Source organism: Paremcibacter congregatus (assembly GCF_006385135.1).
Lineage (GTDB): Bacteria > Pseudomonadota > Alphaproteobacteria > Sphingomonadales > Emcibacteraceae > Paremcibacter > Paremcibacter congregatus.
This window is the reverse complement of sequence record NZ_CP041025.1, coordinates 1,705,545-1,730,932: the sequence shown is the minus strand read 5'-3', so window position 1 is coordinate 1,730,932 and position 25,388 is coordinate 1,705,545. Positions and strand designations below refer to the sequence as shown.

General features: G+C 50.7%; 24 protein-coding genes. 15 read left to right on the top strand and 9 right to left on the bottom strand.

Features of this window, described 5'->3' with window-relative positions:
* Positions 1-38: 38 nt before the first annotated feature.
* The 3 genes from FIV45_RS07670 (at position 39) to FIV45_RS07660 (ending at position 3,051) form a co-directional block, all read left to right on the top strand.
* A complete protein-coding gene (locus FIV45_RS07670) occupies positions 39-449 on the top strand; it encodes a hypothetical protein (RefSeq protein WP_099471781.1) in 411 nt (136 codons plus the stop codon).
* Positions 450-574: 125 nt separating this feature from the next.
* On the top strand, positions 575-1,954 hold the full coding sequence (locus tag FIV45_RS07665; protein WP_114365299.1) for a MotA/TolQ/ExbB proton channel family protein: 1,380 nt from the start codon (positions 575-577) through the stop codon (positions 1,952-1,954).
* The gene (locus tag FIV45_RS07660; protein ID WP_099471780.1) at positions 1,954-3,051 is read left to right on the top strand and encodes a peptidoglycan -binding protein; all 1,098 of its coding nucleotides are present in this window, start codon (positions 1,954-1,956) and stop codon (positions 3,049-3,051) included. Before FIV45_RS07665 ends, FIV45_RS07660 begins: the two co-directional genes overlap by 1 nt.
* A gap of 58 nt (positions 3,052-3,109) precedes the next feature.
* Here FIV45_RS07660 and FIV45_RS07655 read toward each other — a convergent pair whose 3' ends face one another.
* Positions 3,110-4,915 carry an ABC transporter transmembrane domain-containing protein gene (locus tag FIV45_RS07655; protein ID WP_099471779.1) on the bottom strand — a complete coding sequence of 602 codons (1,806 nt, stop codon included), beginning with the start codon at positions 4,913-4,915 and terminating at the stop codon, positions 3,110-3,112.
* Positions 4,916-5,106: 191 nt separating this feature from the next.
* Between FIV45_RS07655 and rpmE the strand changes: the two genes are divergently transcribed.
* Positions 5,107-5,331 carry a 50S ribosomal protein L31 gene (gene rpmE, locus FIV45_RS07650; RefSeq protein WP_099471778.1) on the top strand — a complete coding sequence of 75 codons (225 nt, stop codon included), beginning with the start codon at positions 5,107-5,109 and terminating at the stop codon, positions 5,329-5,331.
* 113 nt (positions 5,332-5,444) lie between these two features.
* Here the strand turns inward: rpmE and FIV45_RS07645 are convergent, their stop codons facing one another.
* Positions 5,445-5,939 (bottom strand): DUF1465 family protein, encoded by a 495-nt coding sequence (locus tag FIV45_RS07645; protein ID WP_099471777.1) that lies wholly within the window; start codon positions 5,937-5,939, stop codon positions 5,445-5,447.
* Between the two features lie 207 nt (positions 5,940-6,146).
* Between FIV45_RS07645 and FIV45_RS07640 the strand changes: the two genes are divergently transcribed.
* Positions 6,147-6,617: an Hsp20 family protein gene (locus tag FIV45_RS07640; protein WP_099471776.1), complete on the top strand. Its 471-nt coding sequence runs from the start codon at positions 6,147-6,149 to the stop codon at positions 6,615-6,617.
* A gap of 247 nt (positions 6,618-6,864) precedes the next feature.
* Here the strand turns inward: FIV45_RS07640 and FIV45_RS07635 are convergent, their stop codons facing one another.
* A complete protein-coding gene (locus tag FIV45_RS07635; protein WP_165776942.1) occupies positions 6,865-7,074 on the bottom strand; it encodes a DUF1192 family protein in 210 nt (69 codons plus the stop codon).
* Positions 7,075-7,154: 80 nt separating this feature from the next.
* Between FIV45_RS07635 and FIV45_RS07630 the strand changes: the two genes are divergently transcribed.
* Complete coding sequence (locus tag FIV45_RS07630; RefSeq protein ID WP_204602088.1) at positions 7,155-8,171, top strand: NAD(P)H-quinone oxidoreductase; 1,017 nt, start codon at positions 7,155-7,157, stop codon at positions 8,169-8,171.
* 148 nt (positions 8,172-8,319) lie between these two features.
* Here the strand turns inward: FIV45_RS07630 and FIV45_RS07625 are convergent, their stop codons facing one another.
* Both FIV45_RS07625 and FIV45_RS07620 read right to left on the bottom strand, forming a co-directional pair.
* Positions 8,320-10,620 (bottom strand): methyl-accepting chemotaxis protein, encoded by a 2,301-nt coding sequence (locus FIV45_RS07625; protein WP_099471774.1) that lies wholly within the window; start codon positions 10,618-10,620, stop codon positions 8,320-8,322.
* A gap of 196 nt (positions 10,621-10,816) precedes the next feature.
* Positions 10,817-12,475, bottom strand: coding sequence for an ATP-binding protein (locus FIV45_RS07620; protein WP_099471773.1), 1,659 nt, complete (start codon positions 12,473-12,475; stop codon positions 10,817-10,819).
* Positions 12,476-12,727: 252 nt separating this feature from the next.
* Here FIV45_RS07620 and ykgO point away from each other — a divergent pair, with 252 nt between their 5' ends.
* Positions 12,728-12,853 (top strand): type B 50S ribosomal protein L36, encoded by a 126-nt coding sequence (gene ykgO / locus FIV45_RS07615; protein ID WP_099471772.1) that lies wholly within the window; start codon positions 12,728-12,730, stop codon positions 12,851-12,853.
* A gap of 100 nt (positions 12,854-12,953) precedes the next feature.
* A complete protein-coding gene (locus FIV45_RS07610; protein ID WP_165776941.1) occupies positions 12,954-13,586 on the top strand; it encodes an HAD family hydrolase in 633 nt (210 codons plus the stop codon).
* 10 nt (positions 13,587-13,596) lie between these two features.
* On the opposite strand, the gene pyk is transcribed toward FIV45_RS07610, so the two are convergent.
* Together pyk and FIV45_RS07600 are read right to left on the bottom strand one after the other, a co-directional pair.
* Positions 13,597-15,030 carry a pyruvate kinase gene (gene pyk / locus FIV45_RS07605; protein WP_099471770.1) on the bottom strand — a complete coding sequence of 478 codons (1,434 nt, stop codon included), beginning with the start codon at positions 15,028-15,030 and terminating at the stop codon, positions 13,597-13,599.
* 73 nt (positions 15,031-15,103) lie between these two features.
* Positions 15,104-16,585: a zinc-binding metallopeptidase family protein gene (locus tag FIV45_RS07600; protein WP_099471769.1), complete on the bottom strand. Its 1,482-nt coding sequence runs from the start codon at positions 16,583-16,585 to the stop codon at positions 15,104-15,106.
* Positions 16,586-16,690: 105 nt separating this feature from the next.
* On the opposite strand from FIV45_RS07600, the gene FIV45_RS07595 reads away from it, so the two are divergent.
* The 3 genes from FIV45_RS07595 to FIV45_RS07585 all read left to right on the top strand — a co-directional run bounded on the left by FIV45_RS07595 (position 16,691) and on the right by FIV45_RS07585 (position 18,162).
* The gene (locus tag FIV45_RS07595; protein ID WP_099471768.1) at positions 16,691-17,482 is read left to right on the top strand and encodes an N-formylglutamate amidohydrolase; all 792 of its coding nucleotides are present in this window, start codon (positions 16,691-16,693) and stop codon (positions 17,480-17,482) included.
* A gap of 22 nt (positions 17,483-17,504) precedes the next feature.
* Positions 17,505-17,807, top strand: a complete 303-nt coding sequence (locus tag FIV45_RS07590; protein WP_099471767.1) for a DUF1244 domain-containing protein — start codon at positions 17,505-17,507, stop codon at positions 17,805-17,807.
* A 103-nt stretch (positions 17,808-17,910) separates the two neighbouring features.
* A complete protein-coding gene (locus FIV45_RS07585) occupies positions 17,911-18,162 on the top strand; it encodes a DUF2312 domain-containing protein (protein WP_099471766.1) in 252 nt (83 codons plus the stop codon).
* A gap of 63 nt (positions 18,163-18,225) precedes the next feature.
* On the opposite strand, the gene FIV45_RS07580 is transcribed toward FIV45_RS07585, so the two are convergent.
* Entirely contained in the window at positions 18,226-18,459 is a 234-nt protein-coding gene (locus FIV45_RS07580) for a YqaE/Pmp3 family membrane protein (protein ID WP_181040165.1), read from the bottom strand.
* Positions 18,460-18,849: 390 nt separating this feature from the next.
* Positions 18,850-20,289, bottom strand: coding sequence for a sigma-54-dependent transcriptional regulator (locus FIV45_RS07575; RefSeq protein WP_099471765.1), 1,440 nt, complete (start codon positions 20,287-20,289; stop codon positions 18,850-18,852).
* A 162-nt stretch (positions 20,290-20,451) separates the two neighbouring features.
* Between FIV45_RS07575 and FIV45_RS07570 the strand changes: the two genes are divergently transcribed.
* The 4 genes from FIV45_RS07570 (at position 20,452) to FIV45_RS07555 (ending at position 25,316) form a co-directional block, all read left to right on the top strand.
* Complete coding sequence (locus FIV45_RS07570) at positions 20,452-22,248, top strand: M3 family oligoendopeptidase (protein WP_099471764.1); 1,797 nt, start codon at positions 20,452-20,454, stop codon at positions 22,246-22,248.
* 147 nt (positions 22,249-22,395) lie between these two features.
* Positions 22,396-23,556 carry a Re/Si-specific NAD(P)(+) transhydrogenase subunit alpha gene (locus FIV45_RS07565; RefSeq protein WP_099471763.1) on the top strand — a complete coding sequence of 387 codons (1,161 nt, stop codon included), beginning with the start codon at positions 22,396-22,398 and terminating at the stop codon, positions 23,554-23,556.
* 1 nt (position 23,557) lies between these two features.
* On the top strand, positions 23,558-23,887 hold the full coding sequence (locus tag FIV45_RS07560; protein WP_235868128.1) for an NAD(P) transhydrogenase subunit alpha part 2: 330 nt from the start codon (positions 23,558-23,560) through the stop codon (positions 23,885-23,887).
* Positions 23,888-23,897: 10 nt separating this feature from the next.
* Positions 23,898-25,316, top strand: a complete 1,419-nt coding sequence (locus FIV45_RS07555; RefSeq protein WP_099471762.1) for an NAD(P)(+) transhydrogenase (Re/Si-specific) subunit beta — start codon at positions 23,898-23,900, stop codon at positions 25,314-25,316.
* Positions 25,317-25,388 lie beyond the last annotated feature (72 nt).

Here is a 25,388-nt window from a genome sequence, read left to right as displayed (position 1 = left end):
CAGCTATATTATCGTTAACCTCCGCATTATGGCTCACCTTGTTCGCCGCCCAGGCGACGACATCCGCCCTTGCGCCTGATAACGAGAAAATATTCCTGCATGCCGATCATCTGGCAGAAGTCAAGCCGCTCCAACTTCAATTCCACAAAGGAATCATCCAGCTATCAGAAGAAAATCTGGCCGCTATAGAGCAGTGGGCGCAGCAAATTAAAAAATACGATATCCCTGTCTATATCCATAGCTTCTCCACCCTGCCCACCGGTGTCCGCGACCAAACCGCCAACGACGCCCACCAGGAGGCCGTTCGGATCGCCTTTAACCGGGGCCTGATCACCAAAAACCTGCTGGAACAAATGGGCATCCATAAACAACGCCTGATCCTGAAAGCCATGGGACCGGATAATGTTGCATATGAGGACAGGATCACCCTGACTACCCGCCGCAGGTAGCACCAAAGCACCTCATTCTAACGCCTTACTATTGCCCAACTAATTCTTAGACTCTTCTCGAAAGCCCTGATAGTATCGCTCCAGATGTGATCTAAAGGGATAAATAACACAAGGACCCGTCCGGCATGACCAGACCCCAGAAGTATCTGACCAGAATAACACTTTTTCTGATTCCTATTATGCTGCTCTGCGTGCCTCTCTATCCCCGCCTGAAAGATGCCTTCGCCACCAACCCCGCGCTGAATGGTCTGATTGGCGGTGTTTTGTTGGTTGGAATATTCCTGTCAATCCGTCAGGTCACCAGCCTGAGCCCGGCGGTTGCCTGGATTGAAAAATACCGGAACGGGTCCGATAACCCGGACGATCTGCCCGTAACCTCCGAAGGCACCCCAAAACTCATTGCCCCCATGGTGGCGATGATGGGCGAAACAGATCAAAAACTGTCCCTTTCCACCTTGTCCATGCGAACCATACTTGACGGCATCGCCGCCCGGATGGATGAAGGCCGGGAAATCACCCGTTACTTTATCAGCCTGTTGATCTTTCTTGGTCTGCTGGGTACCTTTTGGGGGCTGTTGGGCACCCTTGGCGCCATTGGCGAAACCATAGGCAACCTAACCGTCAGCTCTAATGATATTTCAATCCTGTTTGAAGAACTGAAAGCCGGCCTCACCGCCCCCCTTCAGGGCATGGGTACGGCCTTCAGCTCCTCACTTTTCGGGCTGGCCGGTTCCGTGGTCCTCGGCTTTATTGATCTGCAGGCAGGCCAGGCCCAAAGCCGGTTCTTTAACGATCTCGAAGACTGGTTGTCGTCTGTCACTAAACTGTCCCGCGGCGGCAGCAGTCTTTCTTTGGAAGGTGGTGACGCCAGCGTACCAGCCTATGTCAGCGCCCTTCTGGAACAATCCGCCGACAGCCTCGACAACCTTCATAACGTTATCGCCCGCAGTGAAGAGCGGCGCAACGATGTCAACACGGCCATGCTCAACCTGTCGGAACAACTGTCAACCCTGACAGACAGCCAGAGCGAAATGCGGGTCGTCTTGAAAAAAATGCTTGAGCTTTTCGCCAGCCAGATTTCAGAAGAAGATGAAAAAATCCAGGTCAAGCACCTGCGCAATATTGATGTTCAGGTTAAATATCTGACCGAAGAAACCGTCAAAGGTCAAAATCAGTTCAATGATACATTAAAATCCGAGTTCAAACTGCTCGCACGCACCATAAGCGCTATGGCCGATAAGGCCCCGGTGCGAACCGCAATTTCAGAACAAGGAAGAGGACGTGATCGTGACTCTCAAATACCGCCGGCCCAAGAAACTGCGTCTGACCGTGCGACGCCGCAAAAAAATGATGCGCCGACGCCGCCTGTTTCTCCTGATGCGCCTCCGGCAACGCCTGTTGCGAAAGATGAACTCGACTACGATATGCCAACCCCAAAACCCAAAGGCAATAAAAAGCCCCTGTTCACCACCAGCAAGAAACTGACCGCCAGAAAGGATGATTGATGGCCCTTTTGCGGAACGGTAGACGGCCGGTATCCTCCCAGGATAACAGTTGGCCCGGATTTGTCGACGCCCTGAGCACCATGTTATTGGTGATCATCTTTCTCCTGTCGATTTTTATGCTGGCGCAATTTTTCCTCGGGCAGGCCTTGTCCAGCAAGGAAGACATCCTTGATAAATTACGCGCCGAGATTTTCGATCTCCAGGATAGTCTTGCCATACAGCAGCAAATCAATAATGACCTGAATATCGAATTCAATCGCATATCGTCCGACCTTCAGGAAGCCAATATTTCCAAGGAAGACCTGACCGCCCGTATTCTGGAACTGGAATCCGACCTTGCCGATGCCCAGGGGAAGTCCACCCGGGTCAAACGCACCAGCGAAGAACAGATACAGGCCATTCGTGATCTGGAAAAACGATATCGGGAATCGACCGCGACCCTGGCCCGGGAAAAACAACTGACCCAGGCAGCCAACCGCAAAATTGATTTGCTTAATCATCAGATCACCACCCTGCGCAAACAACTTTCGGTTCTCAATGCCGCCCTCGAAGCATCCGAACTGAAGGATAAAGAACAACGCGCCTCGATCCACAACCTCAGCCAACGGCTAAATGCCGCGCTGGCCTCTAAAGTACAGGAACTAAACCAGTTCCGTTCTGAATTTTTCGGTCAGCTGAAAAAGGTACTGGGTAACCGCAGTGACATTCGTATTCAAGGCGACCGCTTCGTCTTTCAGTCAGAGGTGCTCTTTAGCTCCGGCTCCGCCACACTCGGCCCCGCTGGTCAGAATGAAATGGCCAAGCTTGCCACTGCCCTGAAACAGATTTCGGCAAATATTCCCAAAAATATCGACTGGGTATTACGGGTTGATGGCCATACGGACATACTGCCGATCCGCACCGAACAGTTCCCGTCTAACTGGGACTTGTCAACAGCCCGGGCCTTGTCGGTGGTTAAATATCTGATCAGTCAAGGCATCCCCCCGGAAAGGCTGGCCGCCACCGGTTTTGGCCAGTTCCACCCGTTGGATGCCCGCAGCACCCCCGATGCCTTGAAACGCAACCGTCGCATTGAAATGCGCCTGACCCAACGCTAACGCCCCTTACGGTGATCCGTAAGGGGGCTTGGCCAGTTTCTTCATAGTTTGGATATTTTTAAGCGGAAAGCCGTTCCCCGAACTGCAGGTTCGCCAGGCGGGCATAAAGCCCTCCTTGACCCAGAAGCTCCTCATGGGTGCCAATACTGACGATCCGGCCGGCTTCCATCACCACAATCCGGTCTGCCTTCAGAACGGTAGCCAGCCGATGTGCGACAACCAGAGTCGTACGGTCTTTCATCAGTACATCCAGCGCGCTCTGTACCTTTTTCTCGCTTTCCGCATCAAGAGATGAGGTCGCCTCATCCAGAAGCAGAATTGGCGCATCCCGAAGCACTGCCCTGGCGATCGCGATGCGCTGGCGCTGCCCTCCGGACAGGCGGGTCCCGCGCTCGCCGAGATAACTTTTCATACCTCCGGGCAATTTATCAATAAACTCATCCGCCCGGGCGGCAACGGCGGCGGCGCGCACCAATTCGTCACTGGCTTCCGGGTTGCCATACCGTATATTTTCTTCAACACTGGCAGCAAAGATAATGGTTTCCTGCGGCACAATCGCCAAACGCTTCCGCACCTCTTCCGGGTCCGCCTGTGCTATATTCACGCCATCGACCAGAATTTCCCCACGCGCCGGGTCATAGAAACGCTGGATCATCTGAAACACCGTAGACTTGCCGGCCCCGGACGGGCCGACAATGGCGAGACTTTCGCCCTTCGCCACAGATAAGGAAAAATCATTGAGAACATGATCATCCGGCCGGGACGGATAAGTAAAACCGACATTGCGAAATTCAATACGACCTTCATAGGGCACCGGCAGATCAATTGGATGTTCAGGCGCCTTGATCTCGGGTTCTGTATGGATGATTTCGACACACCGGCTAATGGCGCCCGCCGCCCGCTGCAATTCACCATATACCTCGCTAAGCGCCCCTACGGCGCCCGCCACCAACGCAGCATACATGACAAAAGACACCATTTCACCGCCTGTCATCTTACCGGACACCACATCAGACGCCCCGATCCACAGCACCAGATCCATCGCCCCGAAAATCAACAGAATAACGATGCCGGTCAACCAGGCTCTCATCTTGATACGCTGTACCGAGGTATCAAAGGCCCGCTCAACATACCCCCCAAACCTGATTGCCTCTCTTATTTCCTGGGTGAAGGCCTGTACCGTCTGCACCGCCCCGATGGTTTCATTCGCCTGGGCGCTGGCTTCGGCGACCTTGTCCTGTGTCTCTCCGGATAATTTCCGCACCTTCCGCCCGAGGAAAATAATCGGCACCACGACTACCGGCACCACCAAAAGCACCAGTCCCAACAATTTGGGGCTGGTCACCGCCATCATGATCAACCCGCCGATCAGCATCAACACATTGCGCAGCGCAACCGATACGGTCGATCCGACCACGGATTGAATAACACTGGTGTCGGTAGTCAGACGGGAAATGATATCCCCGGACATATTTTTCTCGAAAAAGGTCGGGCTCAGCCGTATGACATTATTATAGACCGCCAGACGAATATCGGTCACCACCCGCTCCCCCAGCCAGGAAACAAAGTAATAGCGGGCAAATGTCGCTGTCGCCAGCAACAACGCCACCACCAACAACATCATGAAATAAACATTGATCAGATCCGCCCTGTCACCGGAAAAACCAACATCAACCATGCGGCGGAAGGCCACCGGGATCAACAGGGTCGCGCCGGCCGCAAGAAACAAAGCCACCAAAGCAGCGACCATGGTCTTTTTGTAATGCCTCAGAAAGCCCCAAAGCAGGCTCAATTGGCTGACGTCTTTCTTCGGTGCAAAATCCTGACTGGATCCTGCGTCACTATAATTACCCGTTCGTGACATATTCTGCGGCGACCTCTGATTATTTTTTGACTTTAATATACTGTTCAAGCATATAGCAGTCCTGCTTCCCTTCGACAACGGCGATGGGCCGATTATCTTGAATTTTCTGCAATAAAATATCAAACTTCACTTGCTTTCATAAATGGGGTTGGGTATATAACCCCAAATAATTTTCGCGGAGACAAATAGCGATGAAACAAAATATTCACCCAGACTACCATGAAATCAACGTGGTCATGACGGACGGCAGCACCTACAAAACTTTCTCCACATGGGGTAAAGAAGGTGACACAATGACTTTGGAAGTTGATCCAAAATCCCATCCAGCCTGGACGGGCGGAACAAAGAAAATTGCCGACAAAGGACGCGTTGCACAGTTCAACAAGCGTTTTGGCAGCTTCAAACTGGCAAAATAATTTACTGGCAAACTCTTTTGCCGGCAAAATTAACCACCGTTTTTAGAAATTCAGATCAGAGGCTCCTCTATTTTTGGGGCCTCTGATTTTTTGCGCCTGCGTTTCGGAGCAACCTAGTCCAGCCCGTCATTCTTCTGAATACGATCCATCAGCTGATGAACAGGGTTGGTATCCATATCCTCGATCTCGCCATAAACCATGCGGTCCATACGCGCCACCTGACGATACAGGTTTTGTGATTTTTCCAGAAAATGCATTAAAGCTGTCGGTAGGTTGCCTTTTGTCGGATCAACGTCGACCAGGCATATCTTTTTCGCCCCAAGACGCATTTTCGGAGCCCCTGCCTCTTCTCTGGTGATTTCCCCCGCCGCCACACCTTTTTGCACCAAAAACCACGACATGACATGCATCAGACAAGACGAAATCCGAAGACTTTCACTGGCATAAAAAATTTCATCTCCAGCTTCCGACCGATAGTTATGAGGTTGGGCATACTGCTCTTCAAAATAATGCGCCACATCCTGGGTAAGAGCCATGGCTTCCTGATAGGACTTGTTTAAGAAGCGGGCATCCACCGGCTCATTTTCGGAGATTTCTTTGCGCGTCATGTAACCTCACTTGGATAATGATGACTGAAATCATATTCGGTTTTCCTTAAAAGGCCGTTACTTTTTCCTAAAATGGCTCTTGAAATGGAAAATCGGCTGATTATCTATTTATTGTAGCCGGCGCCAATGTTGGGCCGGGTATGAATGAAAGAGACGTTCCAGCCTGCGGGTGGAACATATAAATATCGCTAATGAAAGGATATACTTATGCGTTCAATGGATTTAACCCCCCTTCTCAGATCATCCATCGGATTTGACCACATCAACCGCCTGCTCGATAATGCACTTGCCAGCAACGAGGCGACTTATCCGCCTTACAACATCGAGAAACTGAGCGAAGATGATTATAGAATTACGGTAGCCCTCGCCGGTTTTGCCGAAGAAGATCTGGATGTGTCAATCAGCGATGGCGTCCTGATTGTATCCGCCAACAACAACCAGGACCAGACAGAAGAAGCCGAAGATCGCTATCTGCATCGTGGTATCGCCAAGCGTTCGTTTGAACGACGTTTCCGGCTGGCGGAAACCATCCGCGTCATGGGCGCTACCCTTGAAAACGGCCTGCTGACCATTGATCTTCAGCGCGAGGTCCCAGAACATCTCAAACCGCGCAAAATCAAGATCAGCAGCGGCGACACATCCAAAAAAGCGAAAATTGTGGACCATAAGGCTGCTTGACACCTTCCCTGTTCCGTAGAAAAAATACGCCCCTGCTTTCACACTGGCAGGGGCGTACCCGTTTTTTCTATCACTGTCTGGGGTTCGCCATTACGAATACCGGCATTGCCTTATGCGCAGATGCACTGCAAAATGTCGGGCCTTGGGTCATCATATATTTTCTTTCTTATGCATGACCTCTTCCAGTGGCCAGTTTATCGGGCTCGAAAAGATACTACGTAAGCCAATATGAAATTCCTCACACGGCTCATATTTTTTTAAAGAAATCCTCCGCCCGCTTCTGTGCATCACTTTTCAAGGCAATCGCCTCTTCGGTGCGCTTTATCTCATCCTGCAACAGGCTAATGCGCATTTTCAGAACTTCCGCCGAATGCACTTCAAGGTCTTCTCTCAAAAGCACCGCCAAGGCCGCATCCTTCGACAACCCCATTTCTTCCTCTAGATCAAAATCTGACATAATTCTCTCATGATATTTTGCTTTTTCCTGAAGTTTCATTATACCATAGCCCATCAGATAATCATTAAAAAGGACTTCCCATGACCCAACAGCTGCCCGAGCTGATGACTGCCATTGAAATTTCAGAATTTGGCGGCCCCGACGTCCTGAAACCAACCAAGGTCTCCCTGCCCGAATTGCGCCACGACGAGGTTTTGATCAAAGTGGCTGCCGCCGGAGTCAACCGGCCTGACATCATGCAGCGCACCGGCATGTATCCGGCACCCAAAGGGGTATCCAAACTGCCCGGCCTGGAAGTGGCAGGTGAAATCGTCGCCTTTGGCAGCAGCCTTGCTGAAAAAAACAAAACCAGCCTCAACATTGGCGATCAAGTCGTCGCTCTGGTCGCCGGTGGCGGATATGCGGAGTATTGCGCGGCGCCTGCCCTGCAATGCCTACCTGTTCCGAAAGGACTGAGTATGGAAGAAGCCGCCGGTCTTCCGGAAACCTTCTTCACGGTCTGGTCCAATGTCTTCGACCGGGGCGGATTACAGGCCGGGGAAAGCTTCTTGGTGCACGGGGGCACCTCCGGCATTGGAACGACCGCCATTCAGCTTGCCAAGGCCTTTGGCGCCACCGTGATCACCACCTCCGGCAGTGAAGAGAAGGCCAATTTCTGTGTCGATCTCGGCGCCGACCTTGCGATCAACTATAAAACCCATGATTTCGCCGAGGAAGTGCGAAAATTCACGGAGGGCAAAGGGGTCAACCTGTTGCTTGACATGATTGCCGGCGACTATATGAAACGGAATTTTATTTCCATGGCGGTAGAGGGCCGCATTGTTATGATTGCGGTGCAGCGCGGACCTAAAGTAAAGGTCAATGTTTTGCCGATCATGCTAAAACGGCTGACCTTTACCGGCTCGACACTGCGGGCCCGGGAAACATCCTTCAAGGCGGAAATCGCCCAGAACCTGCTGACCAAGGTCTGGCCTTTGATTGAAGATGGCACGGTCAAGCCGGTGATCAGTAAGATCTTCCCCGCCACCGATGCCGCAGAAGCACACCGCTATTTGGAAAGTGGAAAAAGCATAGGCAAGACAATTTTGAAATTCTAGAAAACTTCAAAAATCCAGACAAGAAAAAAGGGTGCTTCATATGAAGCACCCTTTCGCAGTTTTTTCCCTTTAGCTACCCATACATCAGTCCTTTTAAAAGACTTTTATTATAAGGGATCCCGGTCTGCCTAAGGGGTTTATATACGTTTTACGACGCGCGAATTTTATTCAGGAACTGCTCCAGCTGCGTCCGCAACTCGGCAGACTGAAGTGACATATTCTGGGCAGATTTCAACACGCCCTGCGCCGCAACTCCGGTAGACTTCGCCCCGTCATTCATCACGTGAATGTTAGAGGTTACTTCCTGCGTTCCCGCAGAAACTTCTGATACATTCCGGGCGATTTCATGGGTCGACGCGTCCTGCTCTTCCACAGCCGAAGAAATGGATACGGAAGTATCGTCGATCCTTTTGATCACGCTCTGAATGCCATCAATAGCTTTCACAGCCTTTTCTGTCGCCGCCTGCATGCTGCCCACCTGAGTGGTGATATCATCGGTTGCCGTCGCGGTCTGGCTGGCGAGGTTTTTCACTTCGGAAGCCACAACCGCAAAGCCTTTACCAGCTTCTCCGGCCCGGGCTGCCTCAATAGTAGCATTCAGCGCCAGAAGGTTGGTCTGGTTGGCGATATCGTTAATCAGGTTGATCACGTCGCCAATTTTCTGAGCGGCCTCAACCAGTCCCTGAATTTCACCGGTTGCCTTATCTGTTTCCAGAACCGCATTAGCAGAGAAACGATTTGACTGCGCCACCTGACCACTGATTTCCTTCACAGAAGCCGACAGTTCTTCCGCTGCACTGGCCACGGTCTGAATATTGGCACTGGTCTGCTCGGAAGCAGCTGTGACATTCGTCGCCTGCTGTGTGGTTTCTTCGGCAACAGAAGACATCTTCTGAGCCGCGCTTTCCATCTCACCAGACGCTGTGGAGACGTTATTGACGATTTCCATTACAGAAGCTTCGAAACCATCGGCCAGCGCCAGCATCTCTGCGCGACGTTCTTCACGGGCCTTCCGGGCATTGTCTTCTTCCCGCTGGCGCTCGCGTTCTTCCGCTTCACGTTTGGCTTCCTGTTCCTTCTCTTTCTGCAGACGCCGTTCTTCCTCGGCTTCATTCTGTTCTGCTTCAAGACGAACTTTCTCGATAGCGGCCTCTTTAAACATCTGCAGAGCCCGGGCCATTAAACCAATTTCATCTTTACGGTCCGTGCCTTCAATGTCTGATTCAAGGTTGCCATGGGCTATTTCTGACATGGAATCACCCAGTCGACCCAATGGACGGGCAATACGCATCGCCACCATCCAGAAGGCACCGCCGCCGATACCCAAGGCGATAATCAATACAACAATACCGGTCACCAGTTCGCCATTGGCGTCAGAAGCGCTTTGGTCCGCAGCCTTGCGGGCGGATACGCCCACGGCCTTGCTCAGGTCCTGAATGGTCTTTGTGGCTGCTGTCGCCTGCTTAACCCAGTCGGACGCATCAACCGGATAATTGGCTTCAACGCTTTCCAGGTTTTCTTCCTGGGAGGCCGCCGCCGTATCAGAGGCGTAATAAACTTCATCCTTCAGATCACGATAATTCTCAAAGAATTCAACATTGACCTTTTTTGAATATGTTTTCAGGTTTGGGTCAATCACGCTGCTTTCCAGCAGAGCATTGACCATATCCCAGGCAGAATTCACCCGGCCAATATAAGAAGACATATTCGCCAGCATGTTTTTGGAAATTGGTCGCCGGGTTGGAATTGAGGCGCCGATACCGGCCCATTCCCGGTCACTATATTCCATCATCACCGCCAGAGTATCCTTAAGCTGGCTATACAGAATGATTTGAGAGTTTGAAATATTGGCTTCAAAGGCAACCGCCATCCGAACTTTCTGGATGTCTTCATTCAGCGTATCAATCGCCCGACGGAAATTACGACCGCTGCGGCCTTTTTTGGAACTCTTGTCGGCCTGGGCTTCCATATCCTGTTCATCGGCGAAACTGATCAGGCTGGCCTGATCCGCCTGAGACTGGGCCTCAAGATAAGCCTCAAAATTGGCTTTAATGCTCTTTTCCATTTTTGCCTTGCGGGAAAAATCCTCAAGATCTTTCATGGTATCCATTGCTTTTTTGAAAGCAGCAATCCCGGCCGCACGGTTGTCATCAACAATTTTCTTGAACTCAGGTGTAATTTTTCTGTCCGAGCCCAGGGCAATCACCATTACCCCGCGTTCAATGGAAAAATGCCCTGCAGCGGCAATCAAATCATCGGAAAAGTCGTTGATGGAAAGTGCCATTTCCATTTCGGCTTTATGGTTTGAGGCCTCAATCGAAGAACTAATTCTGAAAGACACCACAATAAGAACGAGAACCGCGACAATACCGAACAATGAATTTTTTATGGTAAACACGCTTTCTGCTGCACCTTTCGCATTATCAATTTTATGTTTTTGTTGACTCATCCGTACCACCACTTTTTTACTAAATTTTTATGAAACCAAATATTTATGACTATAATTATCTTCAGGGTTATTCTTATGCCCGATTGCTAAATATATCGTTAATAGCCTCCGATAATTATCTTTTCATGGTTAATTCCCCGCAAACCATACGTTCAATTACGGAGAAAATACCACCTATGGTCTGTAAACATCGCCATTATCGCCCCTGATTACGCCAATTCTGAATGGTGTCCATAATGAAACTGTCGTCGACAATTTCTTTTTGCCAGTCTTCCGAATATTCCGGGTTGCCACCCGATGGGCGTTTGTTCTCATCTAGTTTATCCAGCATCACCCGCACCGGGGCCCGCACCCCTTCCCCGACGATCAGGGCTTCTCTGTTTTGTAAAGAGGACAGAGCCGACAAGGCCCCCCGGCTGCCTTCGGGCATAACATGTTCAACAAAGCGCTGGTCACGTTCATTATTCATTCGCATGGCGAAAATTGTCCCACATTGCGACAAGGCGGATTCCGAAACATCTGCCGGGCGCTGTGAAACCAGTCCCAAGGAAACGCCATATTTGCGGCCCTCCCGGGCAATCCTCTCGATCGCCTTACGGGAAGAGCCAAAGACCGTATGACCTTCTGTCGGGATATAACGATGGGCCTCCTCACAAACCAGCAGGATGGGGCGCGCATTCTCGCCCCGGCTCCATACCGCGAAATCAAACACCAGGCGGCTGATCATGGACACCACCACATTGACGATTTCCGAAGGCACCCCGGACAGGTCAATGGTCGATACCGGTTTGTTATCTACAGGAAAGCGCAATAAATTCTTGATTACATCCTTAAGGTTATCATGGGCCAGCAGGCCAGAAAACATGAAGTTAAAGCGCACATCCCTGCGCAGTTCTTCAATTTTGCCCTTCAGACGCAAGAAAGGCGTGAGTTTTTCGGGATTATCCAGCCGTCCCATGCTTTTTTCCAGAAATTCCAGAAGGAAGGACAATTTATAGGGAATTGGCGAATTAACCGTGATTTTCTCAGATGCCATATTGACCGCCGCATCAACCCGTGCGGCATAAAGACACCGCCGCAGGATATCAATTTCCACTTCACGTTCCATAGAGGGTTGCTGACCAATGAACATTTCCACATGCTCTTCAAAGTTCATCATCCAATAGGGTAACCTTAGGTTACTGATATCGAAATGTTCGCCACAGTCGGAAAAGGCCGCGGTATATTCATTATGCGGATCAAGGATAATAATATGTCCCTTGGGCATACGCTCCACAATCCTGTGGATCAGAAGGGCTACGGTACAGGATTTCCCTGTCCCTGTACTGCCGAGTACCGCAAAATGTTTTCCCAGCATACTGTCCGTCATAATACTGGCCGGGGTCACATGCTGCGGGAAAACAGTTCCCACATGGAAATGATTGGTGTCGTTTACTCCGAAAATTGCCTCCAGATCATCATAGGAAACTTCATAAACAGGCTGACCCGGAATCGGAAAATCCGTAATCCCGCGCTCAAAATTAATACCGGTGGGCATGTAGGGGGCCCGGGTGCCATGGCCAATATAATCAAGATGCATCACAACATGCTGAACCGGACCAACACCATCGCCCTGCCGCGTGATTTCACGTACTGTGGCAAATACGAATCCTTTGCTGACCTTAATCTTGACGATGGCGCCAATTTGGCCCGCCGGAAGACAGGACGACTCATCTTCGTCCCGGTGCCTGTTTAACGTTTCAATGTCACAAAGCACAACGGTATCACGACCACTGACCTTAGTAACAAACCCAACCTCCGTTACAAGAGCGCGTTCCGGGGCATTCGCCTGATTTAATTCAGAATTTTTATCCATAGTTCATATTTCAACGTTGTTTTTTTCTCAAAATGCAGTATCATGGGGACATTATATAGGGGGCTTCTTTAAGGAGTCTTAAAGGTTGATTATAATTTTCAATGACTTGTTAATGGTAATAATCAAGGGTTGTCTTTTTATTTGCGGAATACTGTCTTAGCTATTGACATTTATTCCAATCAAATATAGGTTTCGCCCGAACTTTTAAGTACTTATATTTTAAGTATAGAAATTTAGTAGGCGAGAAGAACCATGAAGGTCGTTAACTCTTTAAAATCATTAAAAAACCGTCACCGCGATTGTCGCGTTATTCGTCGCCGCGGACGGACATATGTTATCAATAAAACCAACCGTCGCTTCAAAGCACGTCAAGGTTAATATTGAAATCTAATTTTCTGCAGACCTCGTGTCAGCAGTTAATAGGAGACCGAGCCTCCCCCCCAAGGGCTCGGTCTTCTTCATTATGGGGTCTTTGAAAATGAGCACGTCACCTCATATTCCCATTACTGCGCTCGTTTTCGATATCGGAAATGTCGTGGTCAAATGGGACCCCCGCTTCGCCTACAAACCTCTGTTTGATGGCCGCGAGGAAGAGCTCGATTATTTTCTCACGCATGTCTGCACCCTCGCCTGGCATACCCGACACGATCAAGGTGTCCCCTTTAACGACAATATCACACGTCTGCAGCAACAATTCCCTGACCATCACGAGATGATCGGGCTCTTCGAAACACTATGGGATCAGATGTTTGATGGCCTGATTGAAGAGACGATTGCCTTGCTCTACCAACTTGATGCGCAGCAGCATCCGCTATATGCCCTGACCAATTTCCCCGCGGAGAAATTCACCCGCTTTCAACAGAAACATGCCTTTACGGCTCTCTTTAAAGACAGCATTGTTTCCGGTACGGAGAAAATCACCAAACCGGACCCGCGCCTTTATGAAATACTGCTCAAGCGGGTCGGCGTCGCGGCGCAGAACATTCTGTTTATTGATGACCGGATGGAAAACCTGCAGGCGGCCGAGATATTTGGTATCCAGACACATCTGTTCACCACTCCCGCCAGGCTTGAAGAAGACCTGATCAGCCGAGACTTATTACCCGACTGATCAGCCATAATCATTCCGCTGTATGATAGTCCTGAATACGGGCAATGCGCAGTACATTCGTCTTGCCAGGCGTCCCGAACGGCATCCCGGCGGTAATCACAATGTGATCATTCTTTCGGGCAAAGTTGTATTTCACACAAATATGACAAGCCTTATCAATCATATCCTGAAAGTCTGTCGCATCTTTGGTATGAACACAGTTCAAGCCCCATACAAGGCTGAGACGGCGGGCTGTCGTCTGATTGGGGGTGAGAACCAACAAGGATGTCTTCGGACGTTCCCGAGAAGCCCGGAGCGCCGTAGAACCTGATGTGGTGTAGGTCACGATTGCCGTGGCGTTCAAGGTTTGCGCCACCTGCTTGGCCGCCGCACTCAATGCATCCGCTGATGTCGGTTCCAGCCGGGTTTCCTCTTTATCAAGAGCCCGGCGGTAACTGGGTTCCTTTTCAATGGTTCTGGCAATGCGCGCCATATAGCTGACGGCCTCGACCGGATAGGCCCCTGCTGCGGATTCGGCTGACAACATAATCGCATCAGTGCCATCAAAAATCGCATTGGCCACGTCCGAGACTTCCGCCCGCGTCGGGACCGGGCTTGAAATCATGCTTTCAAGCATCTGGGTCGCGACAACCACCGGCTTGCCAGCACGACGGGCATGGCGGATGATCTTCTTCTGCTTCGCCGGCACTTCTTCCATGGGCAGCTCAACTCCCATATCCCCGCGGGCCACCATAACCGCATCAGACAGATCAATAATCTCATCAAGAGCATAAAGCGCGGAAGGTTTCTCAAGTTTTGACAGAACCGCGGCCTGGTCCCCGATAATCTCGCGCGCCTCCACCACATCTTCCGGACGCTGTACAAAAGACAACCCGACCCAGTCGACGCCAAGACCAAGGACAAAATCGAGATCTTCTTTATCTTTCTTGGTCAGCGCCGCCAGCGGTAAAATCGCGCTGGGCACATTGACCCCTTTGCGGTTGGAAATCGGCCCGCCAACAGAAACCTTGGTGGTGATTTTAGTGCCCTCAACTGCCGTGATCTTCAAACGGATTTTTCCATCATCAAGCAGCAGGTCTGTCCCCTTTTCTACCGCCTGATAAATTTCCGGGTGTGGCAGACAGACCCGTGAACTATCACCCGGCGTCTGATCCATATCGAGAATGAATGTCTGGCCATTGGTCAATTCCGTCTTGTCGCCGTCAAAAACACCAAGCCGCAACTTTGGCCCCTGCAAATCAGCGAGAATACCGATGGCCCGGCCGGTTTCCACTTCTACTTGGCGGATCGCGGCATGAATTTTACCAATATCACTATGCTTGCCGTGACTCATATTCAGACGAAAGACATCCGCCCCGGCATCTGAGAGTTTTTTAATGGTTTCCGCGTCTGAACTTGACGGGCCGAGAGTTGCGATTATGCGTGTGCAACGTTGACGGTGCATATAAATATCCAATGAGTTAAATTTATGTCCTAGAAATCAAAAGAATATACCGGAAAATTTCATAATGTGGAGGCTATTTGTTAAAAAAAGCCACGGATGCCTGATAGAGATGAAATATATCTATCTTTGAGCTGATCGCCATCGGGGTATGAATAGACAGGAGCGGTACACCAAAATCGATAACCTCCATATCCTGACGGGAAAACTCACCGCCGATTGTACCGCCACCAGCGGCCCCGACCTTATAGGTCGTGGTCTGCCAGGGAACACCGGCTTGATCAAGATAATTACGGGTCCAGGCGACATATTCCGAGTTGGCGGTATTGCCTTGACCATAAAGCTTAATATTAACCCCATACCCCAGACGCGGCGCATTACCTTTTTCCCAGGCTCCCGGGTTCTTTGGGTTAATGCCGGGATTGACGTCTACCGAAACCATTTTCGACTGACGCAAGGTCTGTCTCAGGCTGGTATCGCGATAATCGGTCCCGAGCGTACTACTCAACAACCGGGCCACCAAAGTGGGAAAATATTCAGATTTCGCCCCTGTATTGTTGCGGTTGCCAACTTCTTCATTATCCACCAGATAAGCCAAAGCGGTTTTCTGTGGTGTTTTAAGGTCAGCAATCGCCCGCATGGCGGCATAAGACGCCAGCTTGTCATCCTGACCATAAGCCGCGATCAGACCACGGTCAAAACCCAGATCCCGTGGCGGACTAGCCGGGACCAGAGAAAGTTCGGCGGATACAAGGTCAGCGGGCGTAATGCCGTAAGTTGCCTTGAGGTGATTAAATACCCCCTGCTTTATGGCGTCACTGCCCGATCCATCCGGAATATGGCCGACAACCGGGTCCAAGTCTTCCTTCTTTATAATGTCCGCTACTTTCTTATTCCCATAGCCCCGATCCGTATGGGGAGACAGGTCCGGAATCATAAAAACCGGATCTTCAGGGTTCAGGCCGACATTGATTTTGACCGTGGATCCGTCTTTCTTATCCACACGCCCGACAAGCGCCAGGGGAATATTGGTCCATTGATAATTCTTTATGCCACCATGGAAATTTGTCTGGAACAAAGCAAAATCACCACTGCTGTCCAGGGGTCGGCCTTTTAATTCCAGTCGCGGGGAATCAATATGCGCCCCGATCACATGCAACCCGGTGGTCAGTGCATCCTCGCCAATCACCAAAAATGTAATTGCCCGGTCGCGGTTCACGTCGTAATAACGCGCCCCCGGCGTCATCGGAGATTTATCTGTCAGTTTTTTGAACCCATTGGCCTTGGCGAAACGCCGCGCCTCATCCACATAGGTCAATTCGGTAACAGCCTTGGCGATAAATTTTTTATAATCATCTGCAAACAGGAAAACCTGCTGTTTTTTGGGAGCGGAAATATCCGTCCATGATGTCTTGCAGGTCAATGTTTCCTGACAGGCCGCATTTGCCGCCAAAGCCGGCGTGATCTGCCCCAAAGACAGCGCTATGGTCGCCACAAAAAAAGACCCTTTGGCAAATGAGGACAAAGGGGAGACAGCTTTAAACGGGATATGTTTCATGAAAACTCCTGGGAAGACATTTTATTTTTAAGTTTATGCTCTTGAATATGACGATATCATAATGACATATGGGTCATAATTATTACAAAGTATTTTTGAAAAAACATGTCACAAACGCATCATACATCATCCGATTATGGCCCCCGTCATGCCTATGAAGTCATCAATGCCACCGGTAAGGCCGATATTGTCTTTATCTGCGAACATGCCAGTAATTACATCCCGCCGGAATATGAAAACCTTGGTCTGGATGAAGATTTTCTGGCGCAGCATATCGCCTGGGACATCGGAATGGAACAGCTTACCCGTCATCTGGCTGAACGGCTGGACGCTCCGGCGATTATTGCGACCTTTTCCCGCCTGCTGATTGATCCCAACCGGGAAGAAGACCACGCCACGCTTATCCCCCTGACCAGTGACGGCATCAGCATTCCCGGCAATCAAAATATGTCGCCGGCTGAAATAGACCGGCGCCGGACCCGCTATTATCAGGCGTTCCATGATCGGGCTGATGAAATGGTGCAAGCGAAGATTGCGACGAACCATGCCCCTCTGGTCTGCGGCATGCATAGTTTTACGCCTCAGATGGGCGGTTTTGACCGGCCCTGGCAAGCTGGCATGTTATGGAACAAGGACCCGCGCCTGGCCCAGGCCCTGATTAACAGCCTGAGCGCCCGAGGTTTTCAGGTAGGTGACAATGAACCCTATTCCGGCCGTGATCTGTTTTTCACCATGAACCAACATGGAGATCGCCACGGCACGCCTCATGTTACCCTGGAAATCCGTCAAGACGAAGTCGGCACACCGGTCGGCATTGTAAAATGGGCCGACATTCTGGTTGAAGATCTCACTGCAATCGCCCAAGATACTGATGTACGCGCCATAAAAAGATTTTAACCTCAACACAAGGAGAGAGGCCATGGATGAGCAAACCCGAACCGAGATAGAAGCCGCCGCCTTCCGAAGGCTGCTGTCTCATCTCGCCCACCGGACGGATGTGCAGAATATTGACCTTATGGGTCTGGCGGGTTTTTGCCGCAATTGCCTGGCGAACTGGATACAGGATGCCGCGGCGGAAAAAGGCATCGAGATTGACAAAACAGAAGCCCGGAATCAGGTTTACGGCATGCCTTATAAAGACTGGGTCGCCAACTATCAGACCGAAGCCACACCGGAACAGATGCAGCGGATGGCCGAAAGCCTGAAAAAAAACAAGGACTGAAATCAGGGCGGAAAAATCCGTCATTTCAGGTTGCCAAGAAAGAAGCATGCCGATATTGTGCTGCCAATTCACCCTATAACAAGCTAATCAGGAGCAAGAATTTATGACCGATACAGGCGGGATTGCACAAGATGTTTTGCGTTCTTTTGTAGAACGTATTGAAAGACTGGAAGAAGAAAAGAAAAATCTGGCCGACGATATTAAAGATGTTTATTCCGAAGCCAAATCATCCGGTTTTGATGTTAAAATCCTGCGTCAAATCGTACGTATGCGCAAAATGGAAGATCATGAACGCCAAGAACAGGAAGCGTTGATTGATCTTTATGCCCATGCTCTCGGCATGTCACGCGGATAAAACCTGACGGCACGTTTTTTCAAACGATACAAGGCGGCCTGAACAGGCCGCCTTTTTTAATCTCTAACTTTCTTTGGTATTGATGGCATCGACTATTTTCTGAGTGCGTGCATCCGCCCGGGCGCCGTTAATCACAATCACCGCATGTAAGACCGTCAGGCCCCACAGAATCCAGCCGAAGAACAACAAGAACACCAAGCCAACAACCCAGAAAACGGCATTAAACAAAGCCTGAAAGATTTTACCCTGAAGCAACAACGCCAGCGGGGGAATTAGAACAGCCAAAACATAAATCATAATAAATCATATCCCATAATCATAACAGGAATGAGTTTGGCAAAATTAGACAGAAATTTAAAGATATTTTACGTTAAAAACGTGAAGTATGTCCGCTGAACCGCCCTAATCGAGCTTCATGAATAACATAAGCTGCATGTAAAGAGGCACATATCCATGCAATTGTACCCGTCAGATCAGGCGTCAGCAATGCGTAAGTCCATATCATCCCGTTCAAAGCAGCCGCAAGGATTCGACCGTACACCAATATGGCAAGAGGCGGTAATATTATCCCCAGTAAATAGAGCAACATGTCTCTTCCTTTAAACGTGATTTTCGCTTATGCAACACTAGCCCTCAAACCTCCCCATCCGGTAAAGAATAACTACAAATTTACCTATCCCCGCACCGTCAGGACATGGGTTCGTCCAGGCCAAGTTCGGAAACCTTCCGGTAGAGCGTTGAGCGTCCTACCCCCAGTCGACGGGCAACTTCCGACATCCGCCCATCGTATTTCTTCATTGCATAGGTAATCAGGTCCTGCTCCACCTCCTGTAAGGGCCGAACATTCCCATCTTCATCCAGCCCGGATACAACCGGCACCGCATCAAGAAGCAGTTTTTGTACCTCACCATCACCTTCATGCTCGCTGGCCTCTGAAAATGTGCCATTCGCCGTATGAATTTGTGGAAAGTCTTCCGGCTGAATTGTCATGCCTTCAGACAGAATAACAGCCCGAAACAAGGCGTTTTCCAGCTGACGCACGTTGCCCGGCCAGTGATAGGATTTCAACAGATTTAGCGCCCTTGGTGAGAGGCTTTTTACCTCGCAACCTTCTGAAATGCTGATATGTTCAATGAAATGCAGCGCCAGATGTTCAATATCACTTTTACGGTTGCGCAAGGGAGGCAAATGAATGGGAAAAATATTCAAACGGTAGAATAAATCTTCGCGAAATTCGCCCTTTTCCACCATAACCTTCAGATCACGATTAGTCGCCGATATCAACCGGACGTCAACCTTCACCGGCTCGCGCCCTCCAACCGGATCAACTTCGCCTTCTTGCAGGACCCGCAGAAGTTTTACCTGCAGTTCCAGGGGCAGTTCGCCGATTTCGTCGAGAAACAGCGTGCCGCCATCGGCCTCGACAAATTTTCCCATATGTTTTTCAAGGGCGCCCGTGAAGGCCCCTTTTTCATGACCAAACAGGATCGATTCCACCAGATTATGTGGAATGGCCCCACAATTGACGACAACGAATGGTTTGCCCGACCGATCGCTTTCCCCCTGGATGGCGCGGGCGAATACTTCCTTCCCGACGCCACTTTCCCCCTCTAGTAAAATCGGAATATTGGTGCCCATGGCTTTACGCGCCAGCTCCACGGCCTGCTTCATCGCCTTGCTGGAACCGATCATATCCTGAAAGCCAAACTGCCCCGACCATTTTCGGCTCAGGCGGGAAATCTCACCCGACAATTTGTTCATGCGAAATGCATTTTCGATCGAGACCTTCAGACGATCAACCTCTACCGGTTTTGATATAAAATCGATCGCCCCTTCCCGCATGACCTCTACCGCATGTTCAACGCTGCTGTGTCCCGTCAGAACAATCACCGGCAGATGGGGTAAGGCGTCTTTGACAAAGTTCAAAATATCCCGACCACTGACATGGCCCATCACCATATCGAGTAACACCAGATCGTAACGGCTCGCGGTCTCACACGACAGAAGTTCCATCGCCTGTTCACCACTCACCGCTTCCTCGACATCAAATCCCACCCGGTTCAGAGCGAATTTTATTACTTGTCTCTGGTTCTTGTCGTCCTCAACAATCAGGATCAATTTTCTCATTGCACTTCATCACTTAATTCATAATACTTAAACCATACTAGATCGTTTCATCCGGAACTTTTAACAGTTCGCGTGCTTGCTTTCCGGCAATACTGACAAGAAAAGATAAAAACTTTACTAATACTGTACCATTTTGGCACATATAAAGGAAAAAATTCCCCTATGACAATCCAGCCGACACTTAATCACGACCTGCTCCCGACCTGGGACCTGAGTGACCTTTATCCCTCTATGACCTGCCCTGAGTTAAAAAACGATTTCTCGACTCTGGAACAGAAGGTTGGTGATTTCTCGGCTCTGCACAAGGGAAAGCTGGCTACCCTGACGGCTCCTGAAATGCTGGATGTGATCAAAAAATATGAAGTCATGGAAGAAACAATGGGCCGGATCATGAGCTATGCCGGACTTTTGCATGCCGGCGACGTCATGGATGCCGATATTTCCAAATTTTACCAGAGTTGCCATGAACGATTAACCGAACTCAGCACCAAAGTTCTTTTTTTAACGCTCGAAATAAATCAGATTGACGATAAAATCCTTGAACACTGGTTCCAGGACTCCGCCGACCTGAAACGTTATCGCCCCTGGTTTGACAGCGTCCGGCTCTATCGCCCCCATCAGCTCGACGAAAAACTCGAAGAACTCTTAATGGAAAAATCTGTGTCCGGGAGCGCCGCCTGGGTGCGCCTGTTCGATGAAACCATGGCCGACCTCAAATTCGATTACACCGATCCAAAAACTCAGGAAACTACGATAATTGGTTCCGAAGAAGCCCTGAATTATCTGTCCGACAAGCAGGCCCCCGTGCGCAAGGCCGCCGCCGCCTGCCTGTCAAAAACCTTTGCTAAAAACATCCGCCTGTTCAGCCACATCACCAACACTCTGGCAAAAGACAAGCAGATTGAGGACAGCTGGCGCCATTACACTGCCCCCAGCGCATCTCGTCATCTGTCAAATCAGGTTGAGAAAGAAGTCGTTGACGCTCTGGTCAGTGCCGTCAAGGCCGCCTACCCCAAACTGTCCCACCGTTATTATAAAATGAAAGCCGGCTGGTTTGGTCAGGATACACTCGACTGGTGGGACCGGAACGCGCCCCTGCCGGATAGTGATGATCTGCTCTATCAATGGCCGGATGCACAAAAGACAGTGCTTGATGCTTATCGCCGTTTTTCACCGGAACTCGCCGATATTGGAACAAAATTCTTTGACAACGCCTGGATTGATGCACCTGTGCGTGAGGGCAAGTCACCCGGCGCCTTTGCACACCCTACCGTTCCTGGCGCCCATCCCTATCTGTTGCTCAATTATCTTGGCAAAACCCGGGATGTAATGACCCTGGCCCATGAATTGGGCCACGGTGTGCATCAGGTGCTTGCCGGCCCCCAGGGCCAATTGCTGGCTGATACGCCTCTGACGCTGGCCGAAACCGCCAGCGTATTCGGAGAAATGCTGACGTTCCAGTCTCTGCTGAATGACGCCCCCGATGACCGGCAGCGGAAAAACATGATTGCCGCCAAGGTGGAGGATATGCTGAACACCGTTGTCCGCCAGATCGCCTTCTATGATTTCGAAGAACGGGTCCATGCCGCCCGTAAAGAAAGTGAATTATCCGCCGATGATCTCGGGGATATCTGGATGGCAGTACAACAGGAAAGTCTGGGGGACGGCATTGCCTTCGATGACAGCTACCGGACTTTTTGGTGCTATATCCCCCACTTCATTCATTCGCCCTTTTATGTCTATGCCTATGCGTTTGGAGATTGCCTGGTCAATTCACTCTATGCCACCTATCAAAATAGCCCGGATGGTTTTCAGCAGAAATATATGGATATGTTGCGCGCTGGCGGCAGTCTGCGCCATAAAGAACTTCTGTCTCCTTTCGGTCTTGACGCCAGTGCTCCTGATTTCTGGGCCACCGGACTTAACATGATTAGCGATATGATCGATCAGCTTGAATAAATAAAATAATATATTGATACAGTGTTGTTTTTTCTATATTTTAGAATTATTCTAATAATAACACTTGAAACTTGTTTTTATTGAGTTACTAAATCCAAACTTACGGGATTTACCCCAAGTTGCATATGGACATGAGGAGGAAATTGAATGAAACTGGCTGTACCAAAGGAACGGCGCCCACACGAAAGACGTGTGGCGGCCTCGCCGGATACGGTGAAAAAACTTATCCAACTCGGCTTTGATGTGGTGGTGGAAAAGGATGCTGGCCTAAACAGCAGCATTCCCGACAGTGCCTTTAGCGCGGCTGGCGCCACCATCGCTGCCGATGCTGCAACCACCTATCAGGATGCGGATGTCATTTTCAAAGTGCAACGTCCGCTGCACGGCAATGAAGGGGATATTGACGAAGTATCCCTGATCAAACCAGGCGCAATCGTGGCCGCCATTCTCTCCCCGGCAAATGATCCCGCGTCTGTTGAAGCCTATACAAACGGAAACATCACCGCCTTTGCCATGGAATTCATGCCCCGCATTACCCGCGCGCAAAGCATGGATGTCCTGTCCTCTCAATCAAACCTGGCCGGATACCGTGCCGTGATTGACGCCGCGGCCGCCTACAGCAGAGCCTTTCCGATGATGATGACCGCCGCCGGCACTATCGCCCCGGCCAAGGTCATGGTCATGGGCGCCGGGGTTGCCGGTCTGCAGGCGATTGCGACTGCCAAACGGCTGGGCGCTGTTGTATCCGCTACTGACGTCCGCGCCGTGGCCAAGGAACAGGTTGAAAGCCTCGGGGGTAAATTCGTGATGGTCGAAAGCGAAGAAACCGGCGAGACCGAAGGTGGGTACGCCAAGGAAATGAGTGACGATTATAAAGCCAAACAGGCGGAATTGATCGCCACGACGCTGGCCAAACAGGATATCGCCATCACCACGGCATTGATCCCCGGCCGCACTGCCCCTGTCCTGATCACCAGAGAAATGGTGCAGAGCATGAAACCCGGGTCCATCATTGTTGACCTTGCGGCGGAAGCCGGTGGCAACTGTGAACTGACCAAGGCTGGCGAAGTGGTTGAAGAAAACGGCGTCAAGATCATCGGTCATCACAACGTGCCCAGCCTGGTGTCGACGGATGCCAGTGCGTTGTTCGCCAAAAACCTGCTCAATTTCATCACCCCCCTGGTTGATGCCGGAAACAAGAGCCTGAATATTGACTGGCAAGACGAGATTATCGTCGGCACCCTGCTTACCAAGGACGGTGCAATCGTCCATGAACGGCTCAAACCCCAAAATCAAGGAGGAAATTAAGATGGATATGACCTCACCTGTTGCGGAGACCGCCCTGCAGGCGGCATCCGTAAGCCCCTTCCTGTCGCAACTGTCTCTTTTCGTGCTGGCGATCTTTGTCGGCTATTATGTGGTATGGAGCGTCACGCCCGCCTTGCATACCCCATTGATGGCGGTAACCAATGCGATTTCATCTGTGATTATCGTGGGCGCTCTGGTCGCGGCCGGCCCGGCGGACATGAGCATCGCCAAGATCCTTGGCATCATTGCCATCGGCCTTGCCGCAGTCAACATCTTCGGCGGTTTCGCCGTCACCCAGCGCATGCTCGCCATGTATAAGAAAAAGAAATAAGGAGGGACTGATGACTGTACAAAATATCACTGACCTCACCGCCCTCGCCTATCTGGTGGCCGGCGTTCTGTTTATCATGGCCTTGCGCGGTTTGTCTTCGCCGGAAACGTCCCTGAAAGGCAACATGTACGGCATGATCGGCATGGTGATCGCCGTGGTCACCACCCTGGCCAATCCGGAAATCGTGTCTTATGAGTGGATTGCCATTGCTGTCGTCATCGGCGGTGCTATCGGCATTCTTACGGCTTTACGGATTCCCATGACATCCATGCCGCAGCTTGTCGCCGCCTTTCACTCTCTGGTTGGCATGGCCGCCGTTCTGGTGGCCGCGGCGGCATTCCTGGAACCCGCTGGTTTTGGCATTACTGACGCCATGGGCAAAATTTTCGCCGCAAGCCGGGTGGAAATGAGCCTGGGCGCGGCCATTGGCGCAATCACTTTCTCGGGTTCTGTTATCGCCTTCGCCAAGTTGAACGGCAATATGTCCGGTGCGCCAATTATGCTGCCCGGACGCCATTTGATTAACGCGGCACTCGGTGTTGCGATTATCGGTATGATTTTTGCCTTTGCCCTGAACGACGGATTGGCGATTGTCGGCTTCGATCTCATGTGGTGGATCATCGGTCTTAGCTTTATCATCGGTTTTCTAATCATCATTCCCATCGGTGGGGCTGACATGCCCGTTGTGGTCAGCATGCTCAACAGCTATTCCGGCTGGGCGGCGGCCGGTATCGGCTTTACCCTGCAAAATAACGCCCTGATTGTCACCGGCGCCCTGGTGGGCTCCTCCGGCGCGATCCTGAGCTATATTATGTGCAAGGCCATGAACCGTTCCTTCATCAGCGTCATTCTCGGCGGGTTTGGTGGCGAAGATGCCGTGGCCGGTAATGGCGAAGTCGAAACCCGTCCCGTGAAACAGGGATCGGCGGAAGATGCTGCCTTTATCATGAAAAACGCCGGGTCCGTCATCATCGTACCTGGATATGGTATGGCGGTCGCCCAGGCGCAGCATGCCCTCAGGGAAATGGTTGATGTGCTCAAAGAGGAAGGCGTCAAGGTCTCCTATGCCATTCACCCGGTTGCCGGGCGTATGCCTGGCCATATGAATGTGCTGCTCGCCGAGGCCAATGTGCCCTATGACGAGGTATTTGAACTCGAAGACATCAATAATGAATTCTCCCAGACCGATGTTGCGTTTGTCATTGGCGCGAACGATGTCACCAACCCGGCGGCGAAAACAGATAAAACCAGTCCCATCTACGGCATGCCCGTTCTTGATGTGGAAAAAGCGGGTACAGTTCTGTTCGTTAAACGCGGCATGGCTTCCGGTTACGCGGGGGTTCAGAATGAACTTTTCTTCCGAGACAATACAATGATGCTGTTTTCCGACGCCAAAAAGATGGTCGATAACATCGTCAAGGCGTTGTAACGTAACGCCCCATATTCTCTGTAAAACGGCTCCTTTTCAGGGGCCGTTTTATGCTTCTGGCTAGTAGGTTTG